The following is a 6232-nucleotide window of genomic DNA, read 5'->3' on the forward strand; positions in this document are numbered from 1 at the left end:
TCACCCTGACCGCCAAACCCGGCTTCACCTTCACCCCGCCCACCAGCAACACCCCCCACGCCACCTCCGGCTGTGACACCAAGGGCACCCAGATCATCTGCAACTGGCCGGCTGAGCGCCTCGACCCGAACCAGCCCCAGCCCTTCGAACTCACCGTCAACGTCAAGGCCGGCACCACCGCACCCACCGGTGTCACCGATGCCTTCACCTACAAAATCGTCGCCAAACCGCCGAACCAGAGCGGCACCGGCGGCACCCACACCGAACAGACCCCCGACGACAACGGCGACCCCAACATCCCCAACACCGCCAAAGTCACCGTCAGCTAACCGCAGGAAACAGAGACCGGGTGTCCCCTTGCGCCTGCACACCACTCCCTCGGCACGCGCGAAGGGGACACCCACCCGGCCCCACCACAGCCAACACCCCACCGGCATACCCCTCCCCACTCGAGCAGCATCCGCTGTCAGCGCGAGGGTGGTCACCGCGACCGAGCCACGAGGACCGCAGCTTCGCATCGAAGACCAACAGCCCGTCCAAGCCCTGCACCCCCTCGGGGTCCAGCAGATAGGCCACACGGGCGTGGGTCTCCTGCTCGGCGGCCCGGCGGGCGGTAGCAACCTTCTCCAGAGACGACACCCGGCCGGATCACCTTCGCCGAACGCAGGTACTCGCAGCCCAGCCGGAACAACAGGCTCAGGGCGCCGTGCTCCATCGGCCCCGGACTCCTACCTCGGACACCGGCCGCAAAGTAACCGACAGGTAGCTTTCGTATCGTCAGGTAACCCGTTTCCTCAGCTCAGGCGCGTCGTTGGGTCGTCCGAGTGGTGCCCAGGGGAGGAGAGGGGCGGGTGTGCGGCAGGAGTAGTCGCTCCGTCGGCACGGCGCCGACATCATCACCAGCGCCGCCACCGCAACCGACCTGGCCCGCTTCCATCAGCAGGCGCCCGCCAAGCCGGCCTCCGGCCCCGGCTCATCACCTGCTCACGCTGGCTGACCTACCCACACACCTGCACCACCCACTCCCTGGACATCCACCGGGAGCTGGCCGAGGCCCGTGTAGCGACCCTCGTCTACTGGACCCCGGGACACCCCCACCGTTCCAGCCTCGACGACACAATCTGCGCCAGCCTGGCCCTCGCCTACCAGCACTACACCGGCAAACCCTGGCTCCAGCCCCTGGGCCTGGCCCACGCCCTCCTCGAAGTCGCCCACCACGCCCTGGCCACCGCAGCCGACCCCACCGACCGCACAGCCATCACCCAGGCCATCACCACTCGTCCCATCAACACCATCGCCGGGCCCTTCGACTGGACCCAAGGCTCCACCCCCAACATCGCACTCCTCCCCCTGGCAGGAGGCCGATGGCAACCCACACCACAAGGGCCCGAGATCGCCATGGTCAGCAATAGCCAGACGGGTCGCTCCGAACAGCCCTGACATGACGGCCCCCGCCCCCAGGCGACCCGGTGTTCCGGCTATGCAGCCAGCCGTAGCCGCCCGACCGCCTGCCGGTCGGGCGGCTCCATATCCAGGTGCCATGTGCCGAAGCGGGGGGTCTTGCACGTGATGTACGGGCTGACGGTGGCCAGGTCTACCGGGTCGATCTCCCATCTCTCGTCGATGAGGTCGTTGACCACCTTCGTAATGTCCACGGCCGTATGGAAGATCAGGCAGTTCGCCAAGAGCTCGTTGAATTTGATGATTTTCTCCTGGTGCTCCGGGTCATTGTCCTGGATCACGTCGGAGGCGAACATCAGCCAGTTGCTGAACTTGTGGAATGCTTCGACCTTGTTAGTCATCGACTGGATCGACTCGCGCAGCTCGGGCTCCGATAGGAACTGCAGGAGCACGATCGTCCTCATCACCCGCCCGAGCTCGCGGTATGCCTGGTAGATGCGGTTGCGGCGGGACTCGTTGCCCAGGCGCCGCAGCAGCGAGGCCGACGACAGTCGGCCCTCGCGGATGGACAGGACGACACGCATGAGGTCCTGCCAGTGGTTCTCGATCAGCCGCCAGTTGATGACGTCTCTCTCCACGTCACCGAACAGCGGGTCGATGTGCCGGTACTTCACCGCCGGGCTCACCCGGTAGAAGGTCAGGTCCTTCCAGTTCCGGATGCGCGGCAGCAGCTCCACGCCCAGCATGTGCGCGAGCCCGAAGACAGGCAGCGACTGGCCTTGCGTATCGCCGTGGACGACGTCGACGGTCACCTCGGATTGGTTCTTCAGCAGGCCCTCAAACAGGTAGACGGCCTCCCACATCCCGCAAGGGATGAAGTGGCTGAACAGGGCGATATAGGTATCGGAGACGTGCCTGAGCGAGAGCCCGCCGAAACCTCCATAGCGGATGTGGGACTCCGCAAGGAGGTTGTTCTCCCAGGTGTCGTACTGGGAACCGTCGATGCCGGCCTTGCCAACGTCGCCCCACACGTGCGCCACGTCGAGCTGGATGAACATGTCGATCACGTCCGCGGACGCGGCGTTCAGCTTCTCGGCGGTGATGTGCTGGTTGCCCGCCAGGGAGATCTCGTGCACCGAGACCTGCTGGCGCATGTGCCGCGCCACCTGCGCGGGCCCGGCGTTCGTCCAAGTGCCGCCACCACGAAATCCAGTACGCCGTGCGGGCCAGTACGTCCACCAGGCTCCACTCCGGCAGCCGGCGCAGGATCTCCGCCTCCAGGCCCTGCGCGGACTTCCGCCGGTCCTCGCCCTTGCGTGGCGTGAGTACGATCTTTCCCGACGCCTGGTCGATGGTCAGGTCCGCGTTGTCCGGGTAGCCGGCGTCCACCTTCGCCGCCACCGCCGTCAGCTTCTGCTTCAGCGCCGCGGTGAACGCCGACGCGGTGGCGGGCAGCCCGGCTTGCTCGCAGTACTCGGCCACCAGCGGCTCGCACTCCTCCCACGGCAGCAGCTGGTCGTACAGGTTGGCGTACGACTCCGATCCGAGGACCGCCACGTCCCCGCTCCGCAGCTCCTGGACCAGGTAGAACAGCGTGCACACCTCGAAATGCCGCCGGTTGATCTTCCCCGGCTGCTTCTTGTCGAACAGGATGCGCTGCCACATCTGCGAGGCGAACTCCGCCAAGACCGTCTTCGTCTCCTTGGTGCCGTCCTCCTTGGTGACCGTGTACGTCGTCGGCACCCACTGGCGGGTGCGGTGCCGCATCGCCTGGCAGAACTCCACCGCCTCCAAGACCATGCCCTCGGTGGAGGTAGCGACCATCGACAGCACCCCGGTCAGGTCCAGGAGCACCTTGCGGTGGCTCTTGAGATGCCGCCACAGCAGCGGGAAATAGTTCTCACCATGGTGGGCGGAGACCAGCTCGTGCTCCTCCGAGAGCTTCGCCAGCCCGCCGGCCTCCTCCAGCACTGCCTTCCCACACTCGGCATGCACCGCGTTCCACTTGCGCGGGCCCACCGGGAGGGTGACCGACTCGCCATCGAAGCCGACCGCGGCCTTGGCCACCTCCAGCACCTCACCCAGCACAGCGATCAGCCGCTCGGACTGGGCCCGGTGCTGCGCTTGGATCTTCTCCAGGTCCTCCTTGGCCTTCTTCGTGACCGATGACATGCGCTTGCACAGCATCGTCACCAGCTCATCGCGCGCCCGCACCTTCGCCATGTGCAGCAGACAGGCCAGCAGCGCGAGCCGCTTCACCACACCGATCTTGGACACCTCGGCGGCGTCCAGCACCCTCGCCTGCCCCGCGAAGTGCTCCAGCTTCCCCGGCGGCACACCCTGAAGCCACGTCGCCGTCGGCCCCAGCAGTTCCAGCTTGTCCAGATGCGTCAGGTGCTCGCGCAGATGGGAGACCGACGGCGCCTTCGCCGGCCGCTTCAGCTCATCGAACCGGCTGCGCGAACCCGCCACGACCCGCAGCAACCCCAGCAACCGCCCCCGTCCGCTCTCGTCCACGCGCGCCACGATCCGGGCGAAAAACTCCTCATTCACCTCGGTGCGGATCGACGCAGCCATCTCGTCCAGCGTCGTGTACCCCGGCAGCTCCAGCCGCGCCTTGACCAGCCGCCCCAGCGCTACATTGATCAGGTCAGCCGGATTGTCCTTCGTCTGCACCGCCTCACAGATCGCCTTTGCCGCGAGCTCGCGGGCCCGTTCCATGTCGTAGGCCACGCCCAGCCGCTCGCGGACGAAGTCCCGCTGGCGCGCGGCCGTACGCACCGAGTCGTGCCGCGGCTCCACACCCTCGCCCAGCCCCAGCAGGCCGCGCACATGCTCAACCACTGGCTCCGGCACCTCGGCCAGGTCCGGGAAGTAGCCCAGCTTCTGGAAACTCTTCAGCAGCACCACCAGCGCCAGCACATGCTCCGGCGAACGGGCTTTCCCCCACGCCCACGCCACCTCGGACGGCCCCGGGGTGAACGCCTCGTGCAACTCACGGGACGCCATCGTGCGCTTGAACCGCAGGTACGCGGTACGTTCCACCGAAGCCATGCGCCGCATGATCCCGGCCCCGTCACCTGCACGGAGCACGCCCATCCGCTGCGGGCGATCGGCATGGCGTGCATGTGACCAGGAAAGAAGCCAGCCAGACGGCCCACCGCGACCCATAAAACGATCATCCGAACGGGTTATCCCGCTGGCGGGCCCCAGCCTCAGCTCACTGGCACCGAGGCCCTACGGCACGTTTCCGGCGTACTCCGGCTGGCCTCCCAGTAAGCATACGCTTCGTGAGCCGGCTGGCTCATGAGGGCGGCTCGCAGCGCTATGCAAGCTGTGGAAGCAGGGCACGCAGATCGCATCCGACCCGGCTGGCGAGCACGTGCGGACAGGAGGAGGTCCACTGGTGTCGTGCTCCGATTGTGCCTACTTTGGTGGGGCGAGCTGCGGTGTGACTGGGAAACAAGAAGGTCTTGAGGCTGGCTGTCCAGGTCGGATTGGCTGGGCGGGGTAGCAGGAGCAGCGGGGTGTCCGGAGCGAATCCGAACCTGGATACGTCTTCTGGGGGCTGTTGGGGCAAGAACTGCTCACCTGCCCACAGACCAACGTCAAGAACGAGCCACGGCGGAGGTGCGAAAGCGGAGCCGGGGTCGGGGTCTGCGCACAACCACAGGGCGTATGTACCGACGACTGTCCTTTCATCGCCAGCCCAGAACTTGGCGAGGGGATCGAGGTACTGGGCACCATCCCGGCGCATACTTAGCAGGGCCGTCTCGACGGGCTCAATCAGGTCAAAGTAAGCGCTCTTCAACGCGGAGGCGGCAGCTTCCCGTGCTGTGAGCTCCTGGTCCACGCCAATTTCCCAAGCCGTGAGTTGCTCGGGTAGTCGTGACTGGAGGAATCGCCAAAGCTCGCTCACCACGACGGGAATGCCCTGTGCATCGCAGCGTGCGTGCTCAGCACGGGGAACACGGATCCACCAAGCGTAGTACGTGCCCTCCCGGGTCCCATCGTAAGAATCGAAGTCGGCACAGGAGTCGTACACGCATCCGAGCGAGGCGGCCATTTCCGTCATTGCGTGTTCGGTGCGCTGCGCCAGGTAGGGCCCAGCAACCTGGCGAGGATCATCTACATTCAAGCGCCAGACAACCCACTCGGAGTTATCCAGCCCGGCGCCGAAGCTTGTCCACATGACACCATTCTCTCCCATCATCGCAGCGGTGAGGGGTGAATACTTCGGACTCCCCCATCGACGCAACGTCTACGTACAATTCGATGATGATCCACTCTACGGGTTTAAATATTTTCTGTCCTGTATTATCGATTCCTAATGCCGTCCGTCAAGCCGCGAGGGCCGTTACTGACTTTGTAGCGGTGGTGTTGTGAGGCTGGTCTCAGCGAGGCATCCGTCGATGATGTCGCTGCGGTACTGGATCTTGCGGAGGCCGTGACGCAGGGTTCCTATCGGGTGGTCTGGGCCGATGAAGGCGGTGTTGGCCTGGCTGGAGCGCCGCAGGAGGGAGGGACCAGACGCCTTCGGCGGGGTTGAGGGTCGGGTGCACAGGGCGGCAGGTGGAAGACGGTGATCCAGTCGTGGCTGTCGGTGAAGTCCCGTAACCGGGCGTCCTTGAGCCTTTTCCATCTTGGTGGTGGGGTGCGGGGTGTCTGGGGTGCCGGCTGGACGGAACGACGAAGCTCCTGGTAGACGGGTTGTCGACCAAGATCAACCGTGTGCACCAGGAGCTTCGTGTGCTTGTCCACCCGTCGGCGATCGATCTGTCCAGCCAGTCCCTGCGGTTCCTGGCCAGGCAGTTGGAGGTGCGTCGTCGGG

Annotated in this window: 2 protein-coding genes and 2 pseudogenes; 1 reads left to right on the top strand and 3 read right to left on the bottom strand. The window is 65.7% G+C overall.

Annotated features, from left to right (window positions below; translation table 11 throughout):
• A partial coding sequence (locus ACZ53N_RS35990) for a hypothetical protein (protein ID WP_469144941.1) occupies positions 1-329 on the top strand: 329 nt, incomplete at its 5' end.
• Between the two features lie 1149 nt (positions 330-1478).
• Here the strand turns inward: ACZ53N_RS35990 and ACZ53N_RS35995 are convergent.
• The 3 genes and pseudogenes from ACZ53N_RS35995 to ACZ53N_RS36005 all read right to left on the bottom strand — a co-directional run.
• Positions 1479-2555, bottom strand: coding sequence for a Tn3 family transposase (locus tag ACZ53N_RS35995; RefSeq protein WP_469144942.1), 1077 nt, complete (start codon positions 2553-2555; stop codon positions 1479-1481).
• A gap of 1423 nt (positions 2556-3978) precedes the next feature.
• Positions 3979-4572, bottom strand: a pseudogene (locus tag ACZ53N_RS36000) (DUF4158 domain-containing protein); the annotation flags it as partial.
• 1186 nt (positions 4573-5758) lie between these two features.
• A pseudogene (locus ACZ53N_RS36005) lies at positions 5759-6030 on the bottom strand (transposase); the annotation flags it as partial.
• Positions 6031-6232 lie beyond the last annotated feature (202 nt).

Source organism: Streptomyces sp. NPDC033229, assembly GCF_055576875.1.

Excerpts from the sequence above, each read along its gene's own strand:
- ACZ53N_RS35995 (WP_469144942.1), bottom strand. The coding sequence starts at position 2,555 with ATGCGCCAGCAGGTCTCGGTGCACGAGATCTCCCTGGCGGGCAACCAG.